The organism is Corynebacterium sp. LK31 (assembly GCF_014335015.1).
Taxonomy (GTDB): Bacteria; Actinomycetota; Actinomycetes; order Mycobacteriales; family Mycobacteriaceae; genus Corynebacterium; species Corynebacterium jeikeium_D.
In genome coordinates, this window is record NZ_PDGW01000011.1 from 360,860 (window position 1) to 376,484 (window position 15,625).

The 15,625-nt window shown below is 57.5% G+C and carries 17 protein-coding genes; 16 read left to right on the forward strand and 1 reads right to left on the reverse strand.

Annotated features, from left to right (window positions below):
• Positions 1 to 130 precede the first annotated feature (130 nt).
• The 9 genes from CRD18_RS03900 (at position 131) to CRD18_RS03940 (ending at position 7,452) form a co-directional block, all read left to right on the forward strand.
• The gene (locus CRD18_RS03900) at positions 131 to 766 is read left to right on the forward strand and encodes an HIT domain-containing protein (protein WP_042388668.1); all 636 of its coding nucleotides are present in this window, start codon (positions 131 to 133) and stop codon (positions 764 to 766) included.
• Complete coding sequence (pgsA, locus tag CRD18_RS03905) at positions 760 to 1,461, forward strand: phosphatidylinositol phosphate synthase (protein ID WP_049193676.1); 702 nt, start codon at positions 760 to 762, stop codon at positions 1,459 to 1,461. Before CRD18_RS03900 ends, pgsA begins: the two co-directional genes overlap by 7 nt.
• An 11-nt stretch (positions 1,462 to 1,472) precedes the next feature.
• Complete coding sequence (locus CRD18_RS03910) at positions 1,473 to 2,375, forward strand: phosphatidylinositol mannoside acyltransferase (RefSeq protein WP_070429454.1); 903 nt, start codon at positions 1,473 to 1,475, stop codon at positions 2,373 to 2,375.
• Positions 2,376 to 2,377: 2 nt separating this feature from the next.
• A complete protein-coding gene (locus tag CRD18_RS03915; RefSeq protein WP_070429455.1) occupies positions 2,378 to 3,520 on the forward strand; it encodes a glycosyltransferase family 4 protein in 1,143 nt (380 codons plus the stop codon).
• Between the two features lie 53 nt (positions 3,521 to 3,573).
• On the forward strand, positions 3,574 to 4,077 hold the full coding sequence (locus CRD18_RS03920; protein ID WP_016422677.1) for a hypothetical protein: 504 nt from the start codon (positions 3,574 to 3,576) through the stop codon (positions 4,075 to 4,077).
• Positions 4,078 to 4,216: 139 nt separating this feature from the next.
• Positions 4,217 to 5,119, forward strand: coding sequence for a pyridoxal 5'-phosphate synthase lyase subunit PdxS (gene pdxS / locus CRD18_RS03925; RefSeq protein ID WP_049172998.1), 903 nt, complete (start codon positions 4,217 to 4,219; stop codon positions 5,117 to 5,119).
• A gap of 2 nt (positions 5,120 to 5,121) precedes the next feature.
• Positions 5,122 to 6,000 (forward strand): acyl-CoA thioesterase II, encoded by an 879-nt coding sequence (locus CRD18_RS03930; RefSeq protein WP_187406519.1) that lies wholly within the window; start codon positions 5,122 to 5,124, stop codon positions 5,998 to 6,000.
• Complete coding sequence (pdxT, locus tag CRD18_RS03935) at positions 6,000 to 6,620, forward strand: pyridoxal 5'-phosphate synthase glutaminase subunit PdxT (RefSeq protein WP_049193683.1); 621 nt, start codon at positions 6,000 to 6,002, stop codon at positions 6,618 to 6,620. Before CRD18_RS03930 ends, pdxT begins: the two co-directional genes overlap by 1 nt.
• Before the next feature lie 79 nt (positions 6,621 to 6,699).
• Positions 6,700 to 7,452, forward strand: a complete 753-nt coding sequence (locus CRD18_RS03940) for a YebC/PmpR family DNA-binding transcriptional regulator (RefSeq protein ID WP_048731316.1) — start codon at positions 6,700 to 6,702, stop codon at positions 7,450 to 7,452.
• Between the two features lie 512 nt (positions 7,453 to 7,964).
• Here CRD18_RS03940 and CRD18_RS03945 read toward each other — a convergent pair.
• On the reverse strand, positions 7,965 to 8,429 hold the full coding sequence (locus tag CRD18_RS03945; RefSeq protein ID WP_070827685.1) for a DUF3817 domain-containing protein: 465 nt from the start codon (positions 8,427 to 8,429) through the stop codon (positions 7,965 to 7,967).
• Positions 8,430 to 8,544: 115 nt separating this feature from the next.
• Between CRD18_RS03945 and ruvC the strand changes: the two genes are divergently transcribed.
• The 7 genes from ruvC (at position 8,545) to CRD18_RS03980 (ending at position 15,622) form a co-directional block, all read left to right on the forward strand.
• Positions 8,545 to 9,102: a crossover junction endodeoxyribonuclease RuvC gene (gene ruvC, locus CRD18_RS03950; protein ID WP_070827687.1), complete on the forward strand. Its 558-nt coding sequence runs from the start codon at positions 8,545 to 8,547 to the stop codon at positions 9,100 to 9,102.
• Positions 9,103 to 9,184: 82 nt separating this feature from the next.
• Positions 9,185 to 9,805 carry a Holliday junction branch migration protein RuvA gene (ruvA, locus tag CRD18_RS03955; RefSeq protein ID WP_048731308.1) on the forward strand — a complete coding sequence of 207 codons (621 nt, stop codon included), beginning with the start codon at positions 9,185 to 9,187 and terminating at the stop codon, positions 9,803 to 9,805.
• Positions 9,806 to 9,871: 66 nt separating this feature from the next.
• Entirely contained in the window at positions 9,872 to 10,984 is a 1,113-nt protein-coding gene (gene ruvB, locus CRD18_RS03960; RefSeq protein WP_070827689.1) for a Holliday junction branch migration DNA helicase RuvB, read from the forward strand.
• Positions 10,985 to 11,050: 66 nt separating this feature from the next.
• Entirely contained in the window at positions 11,051 to 11,515 is a 465-nt protein-coding gene (gene yajC, locus CRD18_RS03965; protein WP_070438357.1) for a preprotein translocase subunit YajC, read from the forward strand.
• Positions 11,516 to 11,825: 310 nt separating this feature from the next.
• Positions 11,826 to 13,751: a protein translocase subunit SecD gene (secD, locus tag CRD18_RS03970; RefSeq protein WP_049193686.1), complete on the forward strand. Its 1,926-nt coding sequence runs from the start codon at positions 11,826 to 11,828 to the stop codon at positions 13,749 to 13,751.
• Between the two features lie 6 nt (positions 13,752 to 13,757).
• Positions 13,758 to 14,975: a protein translocase subunit SecF gene (gene secF / locus CRD18_RS03975; RefSeq protein ID WP_049193687.1), complete on the forward strand. Its 1,218-nt coding sequence runs from the start codon at positions 13,758 to 13,760 to the stop codon at positions 14,973 to 14,975.
• Between the two features lie 110 nt (positions 14,976 to 15,085).
• Positions 15,086 to 15,622, forward strand: a complete 537-nt coding sequence (locus CRD18_RS03980; protein WP_016422687.1) for an adenine phosphoribosyltransferase — start codon at positions 15,086 to 15,088, stop codon at positions 15,620 to 15,622.
• Positions 15,623 to 15,625: the final 3 nt, after the last annotated feature.

The window sequence follows — 15,625 nt, forward strand, 5'->3', positions numbered from 1 at the left end:
TCGACCGCGTTGTTTTAACTGGTGAACCACGCGTGGTAATCCAAAGAAGTTGACCGCGAGGTCGTAAACTACAGCAGAGAAATATATGTGGTCGGGGCTCGAATGGGGTCCCGGCCACGCAACGAAGGGGATGGCAGTGAATCAGTCGGGAAGTGAAGAGTTGCCTCCGCAGCAGCAGGGCAATGCCGGCCAGCAGGAATCGTCTGATGGCGTATACGTCGACAGCGGTTACGGCGAACCGGATCGGCTCACGCGCTTATGGGCACCCTACCGGCTGGACTACATCGTCAAGCGTGGTGTGCATAACTCCAAGCCATCTCGTAACCCCTTCGTTGATTTGCCGAAGCAAAGCGATGAGGAAGCACTCATTATCGCTCGCGGCGAGTGGGTGTACGCCGTTTTGAATCTGTTCCCGTACAACCCAGGGCACCTCATGGTGGTTCCATATCGCGAAGTCGCCAACCTTGAGGACTTGACCGACGAAGAAACAGCCGAGATGATGCGATTTGCCAAGCATGCGGTTCGTACTCTCAAATCGGTTTCGCGCCCGCACGCCGTCAATGTAGGTTTCAACTTAGGCAAGGCCTCCGGCGGTTCGGTCGCCGATCACCTGCATATGCACGTCGTACCGCGCTGGTCGGGTGACAGCAATTTTATGACCGTGATCGATGGCACCAAAGTGTTACCGCAGGCTCTTCGTCAGACTCGCGAGTTGCTTGCCGACGGCTGGCGTGCCCTTAATCAAGAGGATGGGGCAGCATGCTGAGTGTCCGTGGCAGGGCTCCAATCCGCCCAGTAGTTGAACCGATTGCCGCTGCACTTTTGCGGGTCGGCATTAGCCCGAACACGGTCACCCTGGTGGGAACGGTAGTTTCCGTTCTGCTTGCGGTAATCCTGATTCCTACCAACCATCTTTTCGCAGCTGCGGTGTCAATCGCTATTTTCACTGCTTTTGACCTGCTCGATGGCACGATGGCCAGACTTCGAGGGCAGGGAACGAAATACGGAGCGACGCTGGATGCTTCCTGTGACCGCATTACGGATGCTGCACTGTTCGGGGCGATAGCGTATTGGGTGGTGTATCACCATGACGCGGATTCAGTGCTGCTTATTCTGACACTGATCACTATGGGATCTTCCCAGGTCATTTCCTACGTTAAGGCTCGGGCAGAAGCTAGCGGCCTCAAGGTCAACGGCGGTCTCGTCGAACGTGCGGAGCGCCTGATTATCGGTCTAATCGGCATTGGGCTCCAGGGGCTTGGCGTGGACTATGCCCTCTACGTCGCAATGTGGCTCCTGGCGATTGGGTCGGTATTCACCGTCATTCAGCGCTTGTACATGGTGGCTAAGCAGCCAGGAGCGTTGGATCCCATCGCCCCGCCAGAAGGCGCAGCTGATAGTTCATCTATCAACCCTGACTCTGCTACGAAGTCCACGGGTTCGGCTGATTCCAACAACTAAAGGAGGATACGATGACTAGTTTCTTCCTGCCTCGCTCGAAAGATGATTTCGTTGCGCTCGGCTATATGGCCGGGTGGAAGATTTTTGGTCTGCTGCCGGAACGCGTGGCCTACCGCATCGGCAACATAGCCGCCGATCGGGTAGCAGCAAATCCCACGACGACCCGCCAGCTTCGCAAGAACCTGGCTCGCGTTATGGGCTGTCCGCCTGAGGAAGTGCCGCAAGGGCTTATTCGGGCTTCCATGCGTTCCTATCTACGCTATTGGGTGGAGGCATTCCGGTTGCCCTCCATCGCCTCTCCAGAGCTGGCAGACACGGTCGAATCCACCAGCGATGGGCTCGAACGAGTTGCTGAGGCCCTCGAGGCCGGAGATTCCATCGTCATCCCACTGCCGCATTCTGGTAACTGGGATATGGCAGGTATGTGGCTCGTTTCCCGCCATGGCCGGTTCAGTACCGTGGCGGAACGGCTGAAGCCAGAGGTGCTTTACGACGCTTTCGTGGAGTACCGCGAATCCCTCGGATTCCACATTCTCCCGCTTACCGGTGGCAAACCCGCGATGCCGGAACTGCAGAAGCGATTGGAAGACGGTGGCGTTGTGTGCCTGCTGTCTGATCGTGACTTCGGCGGCCACGGGGTCCCGGTCACTTTTTTCGGCGAGCAGACGACAATGCCGGTCGGCGCGGCAAAGCTGGCACAGGACACGGGCGCTCGGCTTATGCCCGCGGGCCTGTCCTACACGCGCGATGGTTGGCGCTTTGTAGCGCATCCATTCGTGCCGACTGAGGGGCGCAATCTAGCTGACATTGTCCAAGACATCGCTACTGTTTTTGAATCTGATATTGCTCAGCATCCAGCGGATTGGCACATGATGCAGCCACTGTGGCCAGCGGATAAGAAGAGGTCAAAGTAGCCGTGCGAATCGGAATGGTGTGCCCGTACTCGTTCGATGTTCCAGGTGGGGTTCAAGCTCACGCGATTGACTTGTGTGAGGAGTTCATCCGCCGCGGCCACGAGGTCAGTCTTATCGGCCCGGCTAGCGCGCAGGCGGATGTGCCGGATTTCGTTATTCGAGGTGGTGCCGCCATCCCGATTCCGTATAACGGCTCAGTCGCTCGGCTGTCTTTTGGTCCCCGCACGAGCCGTCGAGTCCGCACATGGATCGAGGAAGGTAGCTTTGACATTCTTCATATCCATGAGCCGAATTCGCCCAGTTTTTCAATGCTGTCGTTAGTAAACTCGGTCGGGCCAATTGTCGCGACCTATCACTCTGCGGCGACGGACTCCCTAGCATTGAAGTTGGCCACGCCATTTTTGCGGAAGTACCTTGAACGCATTCGGGGAGGCATCGCTGTCTCGGAAGTGGCTCGTCGCTGGCAGGTTGAGCAACTCGGCGGCGACCCGGTTCTCATTCCCAATGGTGTCCGTGTTGGAGATTTTGAGTCCTGCCCGGCCGCCTCATCGTTGCCTGAGATCCCGCCACGGCGTGAGGGGGTCTATCGGCTCGTGTTCCTCGGACGCTTCGACGAATCTCGTAAGGGCTTTGACGTGTTGCTCGACGCGCTGCCGGCAATACGTGCAGAGATTCCACAGCTTGAGGTCTGTGTTGTTGGTGATGGTGATGTCGCGGCAGCTCGTCGTAAAGCGGGCAGAAACGCAGATGTCCTGCATTTCGTCGGCAGACTGTCGGAGGATGCTAAGGCGTCAATACTCGCCGATGCGGATGCGTACATTGCCCCGCAGCGTGGTGGAGAGAGTTTCGGCATCGTGCTGGTAGAGGCGATGGCGGCGGGTGCGCCGGTGATCTCCAGCGACATCGATGCGTTCAAACTCGTGCTTGACGACGGCCATTACGGGCTTCACTTTGAAAACGGTAACTCCGCAGACCTTGCGGATGCAGTCGTACGCCTTTTGACGCAGTCAAAGTTGGGGGAGGAGCTTCGCGCACTCGGGCATAAACGGGCTTGGGAGTATGACTGGTCGCAGGTCGCCGACGGCGTTCTGCGTGTGTACGATACGGTGCGCATGGATGGCGAAAAGGTCGTCATTGCGCCATAGAGATTTCCGTCGTGTTAGCTGATTAAACGCAGCGGAGTGAAAGTGGGTTTTCGGTGGACGTAACCGTTCCAATCTGGGTCGTTGTCCTAGTCATTGCGCTGATTGTCGTACTCGTTAGCGGTTTGGTGGCTTCATCGACAGCGACGCGTTTGAACCGTATGCACATTCGCACGGACTTGGCGCGTTCTTCACTGGAAGCGGCGTTGGGGCGAAGGGCCGCAGTCGCTCGTGCCGCCTACCCGGAACTCGCCGGCGTAGTGACGAAGGTGGAAGCCACACCACTTAGAGCCAACAACACTGGACAGCGCGCAGACGTGGAAAACGAACTGACTAGGAAAATTGTGGCGCTCTATGAGGAACAGCCCGTGGACCGAACGATGGCAATTGAGCTTTCTGACGCCCACACGCGGCTCGAGCTCGCCCGCCGTTTCTACAATGATGCGGTGACGGATACGAAAGCACTGCGAGCCAGGCCGCTAGTACGCGCGCTGCGGCTGGCGGGCACTGCACCCGAACCGGAATATTTCGATGTTGCAGACGGACTGACAACTGCTTAATTGTGGGAAAATTCGCTGTTGTGCTGGAAGTTCGCCGTGTTTTGTGACTCAATGAACAGCACTGTCTAGTTCAGGCGTTATAGTGTTAAACGACTACAAACGGTCACATTCACCAGTTTTATTAGGGAAGTAGGGTTCGTTGAGCACGGTTGAGAACAACTCCGGGCAGGGCACCGCACGCGTGAAGCGCGGTTTCGCTGAGATGATGAAGGGCGGCGTCATTATGGACGTCGTTACGCCGGAGCAGGCCAAGATCGCTGAAGATGCCGGCGCAACTGCCGTGATGGCGCTGGAGCGTGTCCCCGCCGATATTCGCGCAGAGGGTGGCGTGTCGCGTATGTCTGACCCGGACATGATCGAGGGCATTATCAATGCCGTCTCCATTCCGGTTATGGCCAAGGCCCGAATCGGCCACTTTGTTGAGGCACAGGTTCTGCAGTCCCTCGGTGTTGACTTCATTGACGAGTCCGAGGTTCTGACCCCGGCCGATTACTCGAACCACATCGACAAGTTCGAATTCACCGTGCCTTTCGTCTGTGGTGCGACCAACCTGGGTGAGGCTCTGCGCCGCATCAACGAGGGCGCTGCCATGATTCGCTCCAAGGGCGAGGCCGGTACCGGTGATGTCTCCAACGCTGTGACTCACATGCGCACCATCCGCGCTGAAATTAACCGTCTGCGTTCTATGGCTCCGGACGAGCTCTATGTTGCCGCCAAGGAGCTGCAGGCACCGTACGAGCTGGTACGCGAGGTCGCTGAGACCGGTAAGTTGCCAGTCGTGCTGTTCACCGCAGGAGGCATTGCAACTCCGGCTGACGCTGCAATGATGATGCAGCTCGGTGCCGAGGGTGTCTTTGTTGGTTCCGGTATCTTCAAGTCCGGTGATCCGGAGAAGCGCGCCAAGGCTATCGTCCAGGCAACCCAGCACTACGATGATCCGAAGGTCATCGCTGATGTCTCCCGCGGTCTCGGCGAGGCAATGGTCGGCATCAACGTCGACGAGATTCCGCAGCCGCACCGACTCGCTGAGCGTGGCTGGTAAAAATGGCTAACATCCGCGAGGTATTAGATCTGGAGCAGATTGACCGGGACATTTTCCGTGGCCCAGTCATTAAGTCAATCCTGCAGCGCACTTTCGGTGGCCAAGTTGCCGGCCAGTCCCTCGTCGCGGCGACGCGCACGGTGGGTAATACCTTCGCGGTGAACTCCCTCCACGCCTACTTTGTAGGCCCGGGCCGCCCCCATATCCCGACGGTGTACATGGTCAAGCGTATTCGCGACGGCCGGTCTTTCTGCCACCGATCCGTCGAAGCTGTGCAAGATGGCCGTACGATTTTCGTCATGCAGGTCAGCTTCCACCGTAAGGGGGATGAGGGACTCGAGCACTCTGACGTGATGCGCAAGGTGCCAGATCCTGAAGACGTGGTCACCGACACCTCTGAGATGACGAACACACGTCGTCTACTAATGCGCGAGTGGGCGGACTGGGATATCCGGGTAGTGCCGAATGATCAGTTCGAACACAACAAGTACACCCCGTCCCAGCAGCTGGTGTGGTTCCGGTGCAAGGATCGCCTGCCGGATAACGAGACCTTCCATGTCTGCACGCTGGCGTATATGTCGGATATGACTTTGCTGTCATCGGCACTCGTTCCGCATCCAGGCGTTGAGGTCCAGGAAGCCAGCCTCGACCACGCGATGTGGTTTATGCGTCCGTTCCGTGCGGATGAATGGCTGCTCTACGACCAGATTTCGCCATCGGCGCACGCGGGTCGCGCATTGACTCACGGTCGCATCTTTAACCAAAAGGGCGAGCTCGTGGCCGTCGTCACGCAGGAAGGGCTGACCCGAAGCCTGGCCCCGGGTGTCGAGCCCGTGCCAGTGGCGACGAACTTCGATGCTCGCAGTGAGAACCGAGATTAATGACACAGGAAACAATCGGTATCCTCGCTCTTCAGGGCAACGGTGCCGAACACGGATATGTGCTTGACCAGCTCGGCGTCCCGCACCGAAAGGTGCGCTTGCCCCGTGATCTGGAAGGGCTTAGCGGCCTAATTTTGCCCGGCGGCGAGTCCACAACCATGAGCAAGCTGATGGTCTTCAATGAGCTTGAAGACCCGCTGCGGGAAGCCCTCCGCGATGGCCTTCCGGCATATGGCACCTGCGCCGGCATGATTTTGCTTGCCGACGAAGTGCTCGATACCCGTCCGGATGCCGTTAGCCTGGGGGCGATTGACATCACCGTCCGTCGTAACGCATTTGGCCGGCAAGTGGATTCCTTCGAAACTGACTTGGATATTCCGCAGCTGGCGATCAGTGGTGACCAGCCGCCTGTACACGCCGCCTTTATTCGCGCACCGTGGGTCGAGCGTGTCGGTGATGATGTTGAGGTGCTAGCGCGGGTGCCAGAATCGGCTGGAGAGACCGCAGGTACAGTGGTCGGAGTACGGCAGGGGGCTGCGATGGCCACCAGCTTTCACCCGGAGTCGACGGGGGAGACGCGGCTCCACGAGTTCTTTTTGCGAGAGCTTGTCGGCATTTAAATCCCCGGTTTGTATAATGAACACCTGACGAATTCCCATCTACATGGGTATTGACGAGAGGAATGGTAGGAACTAGCACATGGCGGGTCATTCAAAATGGGCAACCACAAAGCACAAGAAGGCTGCTAATGACGCCAAGCGCGCCAAAGAGTGGGCAAAGATGATCAAGAACATCGAGGTCGCGGCTCGTACCGGCGGCGGTGATCCTGCTGGTAACCCCACCCTCGATGACATGATTAAGAAGGCCAAGAAGGCCTCGGTTCCCAACGACAACATTGAGCGTGCCCGCAAGCGTGGTTCCGGCGAGGAGTCCGGCGGTGCTGACTGGGAGACCATTGTCTACGAAGGTTACGCACCTGGCGGTGTCGCTTTGATTGTGGAGTGCCTGACCGATAACCGTAACCGTGCTGCTTCCGATGTGCGCTCGGCGTTCAACAAGAACAACGGCAACATGGCAGACAACGGCGCCGTGGCGTACCTCTTCGAAAAGAAGGGTGTCGTCGAGCTGCCGAAGGGCGAGCTGACCGAGGATGACCTGCTTATGGCGGTTCTCGATGCTGGTGCAGAGGAGGTCAACGACCTGGGCGAAAAGTTCGAGGTTGTCTCCGCCTTTACCGATCTGATGAATGTCCGCACCGCTCTTGTCGATGCCGAAATGGAGTACGACTCCGCAGATCAGGACTACCGCGCTTCTACCACGGTGGCTCTCGATGCTGACGGTGCACGCAAGCTCTTCCGTCTGATTGACGCTCTCGAAGAGTCCGACGACGTGCAGAACGTCTACTCGAACGCCGACATCAGCGACGAGGTTATCGCCGAACTCGAAGACTAGGCGTTTGCTTGGCGACGGTTCCGCTGACCGGCTTCCCGGCGTTAAAGGATGCTCGTGCAGGGTAGTCTGCAGCGCTGAATTGCGCGGCGAGCTGGTGTGAATGGAAGATCCCCATCGGAGAGTCGTCCGATGGGGATTTTTTTTGGGGGGGGGAGAGAGACAGACAGAGTCAAAGAGTGTGTCTGATCCTCAGGATAGCGACTGGTCAGAGCCCGCCTGCGGGTAGCTCCACACCCTGGGGTTAAGGAGAAAAACTGACAACCCGACACACTGGCAACCTCAAAAAATTACGGGCTGCGCGTGTGAATACGGCTGCAAATGTGAAACTGTGCAGGTTTATGTCACTTTCAGACGATTTTTCAGGTCATTTTTGTCATAAACGCAGTCAGTAACTCGCATTGGGGTAAGTAGCGAAGGGTGCCCGCCCGCCGACGCGCCGGTCGACACGCCAGGCGGACATATTTTTGTCTATTAAACCGATTTTGGTTTCTGAAAGTTTTAGTTGAACCGTTTTAGGAGAACCACTGAGTAGGAGGTCCGGCCATCAGCAACAGTGTGAAGACCACCGCGAGAACAATCAAGATGACGAACGCCGAGATAAAGGGGCGACGAATAATCATCGCGAGTGCCCACTCGAAAATGCCCTGTGGCTCCTCGGCTTCGTCGGTAAAGCGCCAGGGCCGATCCAGAAGGCCTGCCTTCAGGGTGTTTCGTTCAAACGGATAGGTTGCGAATGGAATGATAGAAGAGGCGAGGCCGATGACACCGCGGCCAAAGCTCCACTGCTGGTTGATCCACACCATGATGGTGGTGACTACGTAGCACAGGAACGTAAAGCCGTGGATGCTGCCGAAGATAGTGGTGGCGACGTCCGTGACTTTGAACAGGTACTTCAGCGCCAGGCCTAAAAGCAGCAGAGCCCACGTGACCATTTCAGCTGCAGCGAGAACGCCGTAGAGCTTCTTCGGTGAATTCATGGTGTTAAACGTATCAGAACCAACGGTTGGTACTCCTTCTAGCTACGATACAAACAGCTGTTCGAAATATGGTATTAGTGGAGGAGTGAATTATCGAGCTGGATCTCTGCGGGTGATGGGCATCGACCCTGGCCTTACTCGTTGTGGTCTCTCCATTGCGGAAGGCGCTCAGGGCAGGAAAGTCATTCCCATTTCTGTGGGGGTCGCCCGCACACCAACCACGGCGTCGTTGGAGGATCGTCTTTTACGGCTTTCCAACGCCGTGGAGCAGTGGATGGATGAGTACGAACCGGACGTGGTTGCGATGGAACGGGTATTCGAGCGCGGCAACGTGTCCACCGTGATGCAGACGGCGCACGCGGTTGGTGTCCTTGTCCTCGCTGCGGCGAGACGCGGTTTGGAAGTGCATATGTACACGCCGTCGGAGGTAAAGAAGGCGCTTACCGGCAACGGTCGGGCTGATAAGAAGCAGATGACCATGATGGTGACGAGAATCCTCGGGTTGGAAACTCCGCCAAAACCTGCGGACGCAGCGGATGCGTTGGCCATCGCTATCTGCCACTGTTGGCGTGGTCCGGTTCTGCAACGCCAGCGCGACACCTTGGCTGCGCTTGCTAAGCAACACGAGGAGCGGGAGTTGGAGCTTTCTCGCCGTGAGAATCCCTCGCGGTAGGGGAGCCTGCTAGAGCACACTTGTGAGTTCGGCGTTTATCTCGGTGTCTTTCGGGAAGCCGTAGTGAAAGGAATTGTGAGAAGTGATTGCATCTCTACGCGGTGAGGTTATCGATCTCGGTGCGGACTATTGCGTTATCGAGTGCGGTGGTGTCGGGCATTTGGTCACCATTACGGGCAGGTTAGCTTCTCAGTTGGTGAGGCATGAGCAGACTTTCATGTTGACCACAATGGCGGTTCGTGAAGATGCGATTACGCTTTTTGGTTTTGCCAACTCGCAGGAACGTGAGATGTTTGCGCTCTTGCGCACTGTCTCGACAGTGGGGCCAAAAGTAGCGATGTCTGTTCTATCGGTACTGTCGCCGGCCGAGATTGCCAATGCGGTTGCCTCAAAGAATGCCAAGGCCCTCCAGGCGGCTAACGGCGTCGGCAAGCGATTGGCGGAGCGCCTGTTGGTTGAGTTGAAGGATAAGGTCGAGGTTTTCGCGGATAGGGCGGTATCCCAGCCGGAGGAAGCTGCAAGCGGAGCAGCGCCTGGCATTGTTTTGAAGGCAGATCTGGATCAGGTCGTTGGTGCTTTGGTCGGGCTTGGGTTCCCGGAAGCTGATGCGAATGAGGCAGCGGAGACTGTTGTTCGGATTGATCCGACCTTGGATACATCAATGGCGCTGAAGGCGGCGCTAAAGACATTGGGCGAAAAGTAAATCCAGGTCGAGGACTTGCAGCTACATTGATGATGAAAAATGGCAGTGCACTAGGATGAGGGGACTATGAGCGATATCGAGCGCACGGAGTTTAACGTGTCGGGCAATCCCTTCAGGGACTCTTTAGATGGAGCAGCCAACGACCATTTTGGCGGTGGGGGAAATGGTGCACAACGTGATGTCGATGCCCGCGCTCAGGTCGAGGAAGTCGATGCGGAATCGAACCTGCGACCAAAGTCGTTAGGGGAGTTTATCGGCCAACCCAAGGTCCGCGAGCAGCTGGATTTGGTGCTCTCCGGGGCACGGGGACGAAATGTGACTCCGGACCACATTCTGCTGTCGGGACCTCCCGGCCTGGGTAAGACCACCATGGCCATGATTATTGCGCAGGAGATGGGGTCGTCCCTGCGAATGACGTCCGGTCCGGCGCTTATTCGCGCTGGCGATTTGGCAGCAATGCTATCGAACCTGCTCGAGGGCGATGTACTCTTCATTGACGAGATCCACCGCATTGCCAGGCCCGTGGAGGAAATGCTCTACATGGCAATGGAAGATTTCCGTATTGATGTCATCGTGGGCAAGGGGCCTGGAGCTACGTCAATTCCACTCGAGATTCCACCTTTTACGCTGGTAGGCGCAACGACGCGCTCGGGTATGCTGACTGGCCCACTGCGTGACCGTTTCGGTTTTACTGCGCAGATGGAGTTCTACGAGGTCGAGGATCTGACAAAGGTGGTTACCCGTGCCGCTGGGATCCTCGGGGTGGATATCAGCCCAGAGGCTGCAGTGGAGATTGCCTCGCGTTCGCGAGGTACCCCGCGAATTGCCAACCGCCTACTGCGTCGCGTTCGCGATTTCGCAGATGTTCACTCCGGTGGCGTTATTGATCTTGGTGCGGCCAAGGCGGCGTTGATTGTCTTCAATGTCGATGAGCTTGGGCTGGACCGCTTGGACCGCGCAGTGCTGACTGCCCTGGTCAAGGGGCACGGTGGCGGCCCGGTGGGCGTGAATTCCCTGGCGCTGGCAGTCGGTGAGGAGCCCTCGACTGTGGAAGAAGTGTGCGAGCCCTACTTGGTCCGTGCCGGGATGATTGCGCGTACATCGCGCGGACGTGTTGCAACTGCCCGAGCATGGCGGCACTTGGGGTTGCAGCCTCCGGAGGGAACTATCGGAGAATAGCTTTCTCATCGACCTGGCCGGGGCAGTGTGGAATTGCTAGCTGGCAATTCGTTAAACTCGGCAGACATGGATCAAACTATTCTCCTCCTACTTATTTTCTTGTTCCTGGCGCTGCCAATTTGGCAGATCATCAAGCAGAACAAGCAGGTGCGCACCATTCGGGACATGCAGGATAAGTTGGCCCCGGGCGCAGAGGTCATCACCGGTTCCGGTATGCATGGTGTGGTCGTTGATACGACCGAAACAACCGTCGACCTGATTATCGCTGACGGCATCGTGACCCGTTGGGAAAAGGGCGCCATTGCCCGCAACCTCACCACCGGTACCGGAGCTAGCTACGCTCACCGTGATCGACGTGGCCGTGTTTCCGATGCGCCAGATGACCACGTCGGCGACGTCCAAGAAATCACCGGCCACGGTCCGGCTGACAATGCAGCTTCGGACGTCAATGAGCAGGTCGAGAACCCGAATACTCCGAGTACCCCGGATAACCCGGGTACAGACGGTTCCACTTCCACCGAAAAGCAGTAGCAGTTTTTGCACGCCCACGCCCCGTCGGTTTGCATGCATCCAAGCTGTAGCGTGCGCCGTGGGGTTAGCGGGCGCGTCCCAGGTTTCGCCGTCGGCAAGCGTGGGCAAGATTTTCACTAAATAGGTACAAGTCAAAACCGGCGCACTACGCTAAATCGGTTATTCTCTAGCGGTTGGTGTTTATAGCTTTGCTTAGCGACGCCCGCAATGCCTCTTCCTGGTATCGCGCGATTTCGCGGTGCGGTTATAGACCTGCGTTTCTACCCGAAACGCTTAAGTACCTAAACGTCACGATTCAGGAGACTTTGCTTTGAACAGCAAATCCAGATCCGGTGCGAATACATTCAAGAGGAACTGGCCGCAGTGGCTGTTGGCACTGTTTGTTGGCTTCCTCATCCTTACGTACGCACTCGTCTTTTTCACCGGCGGCGGATCAGCCAAGCCAAAGTTGGGCATCGACTTGCAGGGTGGTACCCGAGTAACCTTGGTGCCGCAGGGCGAAAAGCCGACGCGCGATCAGCTGGACCAGGCTCGCAAGATTCTGGAGAACCGCGTAAACGGCATGGGCGTCAGCGGCGCTCAAGTTGTCACCGACGGTGACACGCTGGTCATTACCGTGCCGGGTGAAGACTCACAGGAGGCGCGTACGCTCGGCCAGACTTCGCAGCTCTTCTTCCGTCCGGTAGAACAGCCCACCCAGGGCCCTGATGAAGCTGCCTTTGGCGAGGTAGTTAAGAAGACTGCTGAAGATTGGGTGTCAGTCGGTGTCCTGTCGAAGGAGGAAGCCACCAAGCGTGTTGATGACCTCTACAAGGACATGAACGAAACGCAGAAGCGTGCAATTGATGCCTTCAAGGAACAGAACCCAGATCAGCCGGTTCCCGAGGAGCTGTCCAAGTCGCTGGGCGAGGCCCCGAAGTTGGACGCAACAGCTCCGGCAAAGCCGGCGAACTCAATTGAAGCGGCCGAGCTGCGTACGAAGGTTCGTGACGTGCTGTTGGCGACTCGCCAGTCCGAAGACCCAACGACACAGTTTGCAGCCGCTGCGCTGATGACCTGCGATAACCGCGATGCAGTTGATCCGCTACAGGGTGCCGATGACCCGGCCAAGCCGCTGGTGACCTGTGCGCCCGAAGGCGGTAAAGCCATCTTCCTGGGCAAGGCTCCGCTGTTGATTGGGCAGGAGGACGAGGCCAAGGGCCAGCGTCTGTCCGGCGACGCTATTGATACCAATGCGCCGATTAACGGTGGTTACGATCAGCAGTCTGGTCAGATTCAGGTCTCCTTTAGCTTCAAGTCCGGGAAGAATGACACCGGCGCTCGCACATGGACCAAGTTGACCAATGACTACCTGCAGCGGCAGGTCGCTATCGTGTTGGACTCGAAGGTCATTTCCGCCCCGGTGATTCAGGAGGCAACCCCAGTTGGTTCTGCCACCCGCATCACGGGCGACTTCTCAATCGACGAGGCACAGGGGCTGGCCAATAACCTGCGTTATGGTGCACTGCCGCTGTCGTTCGCAGGTGAGGACGGCGAGCCGGGCGGCACCACCACGACTATCCCGGCCATGCTTGGTTCGGCTTCCTTGGAAGCCGGTCTGCTTGCCGGCATTATCGGTATCGCCCTGATTGTCGTCTACGCGATTGCTCTCTACCGCGGCCTGGGCGTGATTTCGCTGGTTTCGCTGGCAGCAGCTGGAGCGATGGTCTACGGCGTCCTTGTCCTTCTTGGTCGTTGGATTGGCTACTCGCTCGATCTCGCTGGCATCGCCGGCATCATCATCTCTATCGGCGTAACGGCTGACTCCTTCATCGTCTTCTTCGAACGCATTAAGGACGAAATCCGCGCGGGTAGAACTTTCCGCTCCGCGGTTCCGCACGCTTGGCGACGAGCACGGCGCACCATCCTATCGGGTAACTTTGTGTCCATCATTGCGGCTGTGGTTCTTTACATCCTGGCCGTTGGCGATGTCCGCGGTTTCGCGTTCACACTTGGTCTCTCCACAGCATTCGACATTGTGACGGCTTTCCTCGTGACTGCGCCGTTGGTCATCCTGGCTACTCGTAAGTGGCCAGCTTTGTCCAAGCCGTCGATGAACGGCTTCGGCTCGGTCATGGAGATTGCACAGAGGAATAAGACTGTAGCTGCCGGTAAGAAGGCCGGAGCCTCCGATGCCTCCGCCAGTACGGCTGCCGACACCGGTGCAGCTCACTCCAGCGCGAATGAGGGGAAGTAGGAATCCATGAATACTACTCAGACGAATCCGGCGCTAATCACTGAGCCAGAAAGCGTGAAAGACGACTCCTTTTTCCGCCGCCTCTACACCGGCGAGGGTGGAATCAACATCGTCGGCAAGCGGAAGCGCTGGTACCAGATTGCCGTCGCCATCATCGTTGTTGCTTTCGCAGCGATGCTGATTCGCGGGTTCAGCTTCGGTATCGACTTCGAGGGCGGTACCAAGATGACTATGCCGCCGGCCTCAGTGACAACTGAGCAGGCCGAGGAGGTTTTCACCGAGGCGACCGGCGTGAAGCCGGAGCTGGTGCAAATTATCGGTTCTGGTGAGGGCCGAATCCTGGAGATCACCTCTGAGAAGCTGACTCAGGACCAGATTAATAGTGCTCGTATCGCGTTGAATGATGCATTCAAGCCCGTCGATGTGCAGGGGCAGCAGACCCCGGATGCCATTGGTGACTCGACCGTGTCGGAGTCGTGGGGCTCTTCGATTACCAACCGAATGCTGCTGGCTGCAGTGGTGTTCCTGGGTCTGGTGTTCATCTACATCACCATTCACTTCGAGCGCGACATGGCCATTGCCGCAATTCTCGCCCTGGTTGTGGATGCAATCGTGATTATGGGAATCTACGCGCTCATTGGTCTTGACGTCACCCCGGCAACCATTATCGGTCTCCTGACCGTGCTGTCGTTCTCCCTGTACGACACCGTCGTGGTTTTCGACAAGGTCGACGAGAACACGGCAGGCTATCGTTCATCGACCCGTAGAAGTTACGCCGAGTTGGTGAACCTGGCGGTCAACCAAACCATCATGCGTTCTATCAACACCACGGTGTCGACGCTCCTGCCAATCCTGGCACTGATGGTCATCGCCGTGGGCATGCTGGGGGTCGGAACGCTGAAGGACCTTGCACTCGTTCAGCTCATCGGCATTATTCAAGGTACGTTCTCTTCGATCTTCCTGGCTTCGTCGCTGTTGGTGTCTCTCAAGTCGCGGCAGCGTGAATACCGCAAGCATGAAGAGGCGGTACTGTCTGCTCGCGCAAAGGCCTCTGAGGGGGCAGGATCGGGCACCGATTCCGCCACCACTGATGTTGCGGAGGACTCGGGCTCGAAGGAGCCGTCGGCAAGCGAGATGGAGCAGTCGACGTCGAAACGAACGGTGACGACTCCGAAGCTTGAGGGCGATGAAGACAAGCCGCTGTCCTGGCGTCCGGGGCAGTAGGAGGTAGCGCCTCCCAGTGGTTCGGGTGAAACTACTTTAAAAGCGCATTGTGCGGGTATCGTTGACAGGTACCCGCACTTTTTCTTTTCGCCGAAAAGGAGCTTAAACCTGTGTCGTATGCACACGCGCGTGAGGCATTAGCCGATCAGATTCGGTTCGTGCCCGATTTTCCAGTTGAGGGCGTACTCTTCGAGGACCTGACGCCGGCGCTTGCCGACGCCACGACGTTCGCCCTGATTGTGGACGAGATTTCCGCCAAGGTGGAAGAGTTCGGGGCTGATGTTATAGGCAGCCTAGATGCGCGTGGATTCCTGCTGGGTTCTGCGGTGGCGTACAAGCTCGGACTGGGAGTGCTCGCTATTCGTAAGAAGGGTAAGCTGCCACCGCCTGTGCTGACCGAGACCTATGAACTGGAATATGGAACGGCCGCGCTTGAGATTCCGGCTAGTGGTTTTGAGCTGAAGGGCAAGAAGGCCGTACTTGTCGACGATGTGTTGGCAACTGGTGGCACCCTGTGTGCAGCTCGCGCTCTGCTGGAGACAGCTGGAGTCGAGGTAACCGGGCTGTGCACCGTGCTGGAGGTTGAAGGCCTGGGAGCTCGGGAGAAGCTTGCTGATCTGCCTCTGTACGTGGTTAATAAGGGGTGAATG

Excerpts from the sequence above, each read along its gene's own strand:
- ruvB (WP_070827689.1), top strand. The coding sequence starts at position 9,872 with ATGAGCGATATCGAGCGCACGGAGTTTAACGTGTCGGGCAATCCCTTC.
- pgsA (WP_049193676.1), top strand. The coding sequence starts at position 760 with ATGCTGAGTGTCCGTGGCAGGGCTCCAATCCGCCCAGTAGTTGAACCG.
- CRD18_RS03900 (WP_042388668.1), top strand. The coding sequence starts at position 131 with ATGGCAGTGAATCAGTCGGGAAGTGAAGAGTTGCCTCCGCAGCAGCAG.
- yajC (WP_070438357.1), top strand. The coding sequence starts at position 11,051 with ATGGATCAAACTATTCTCCTCCTACTTATTTTCTTGTTCCTGGCGCTG.
- CRD18_RS03910 (WP_070429454.1), top strand. The coding sequence starts at position 1,473 with ATGACTAGTTTCTTCCTGCCTCGCTCGAAAGATGATTTCGTTGCGCTC.
- secF (WP_049193687.1), top strand. The coding sequence starts at position 13,758 with ATGAATACTACTCAGACGAATCCGGCGCTAATCACTGAGCCAGAAAGC.
- CRD18_RS03930 (WP_187406519.1), top strand. The coding sequence starts at position 5,122 with ATGGCTAACATCCGCGAGGTATTAGATCTGGAGCAGATTGACCGGGAC.
- CRD18_RS03940 (WP_048731316.1), top strand. The coding sequence starts at position 6,700 with ATGGCGGGTCATTCAAAATGGGCAACCACAAAGCACAAGAAGGCTGCT.
- pdxT (WP_049193683.1), top strand. The coding sequence starts at position 6,000 with ATGACACAGGAAACAATCGGTATCCTCGCTCTTCAGGGCAACGGTGCC.
- CRD18_RS03945 (WP_070827685.1), bottom strand. The coding sequence starts at position 8,429 with ATGAATTCACCGAAGAAGCTCTACGGCGTTCTCGCTGCAGCTGAAATG.
- ruvC (WP_070827687.1), top strand. The coding sequence starts at position 8,545 with ATGGGCATCGACCCTGGCCTTACTCGTTGTGGTCTCTCCATTGCGGAA.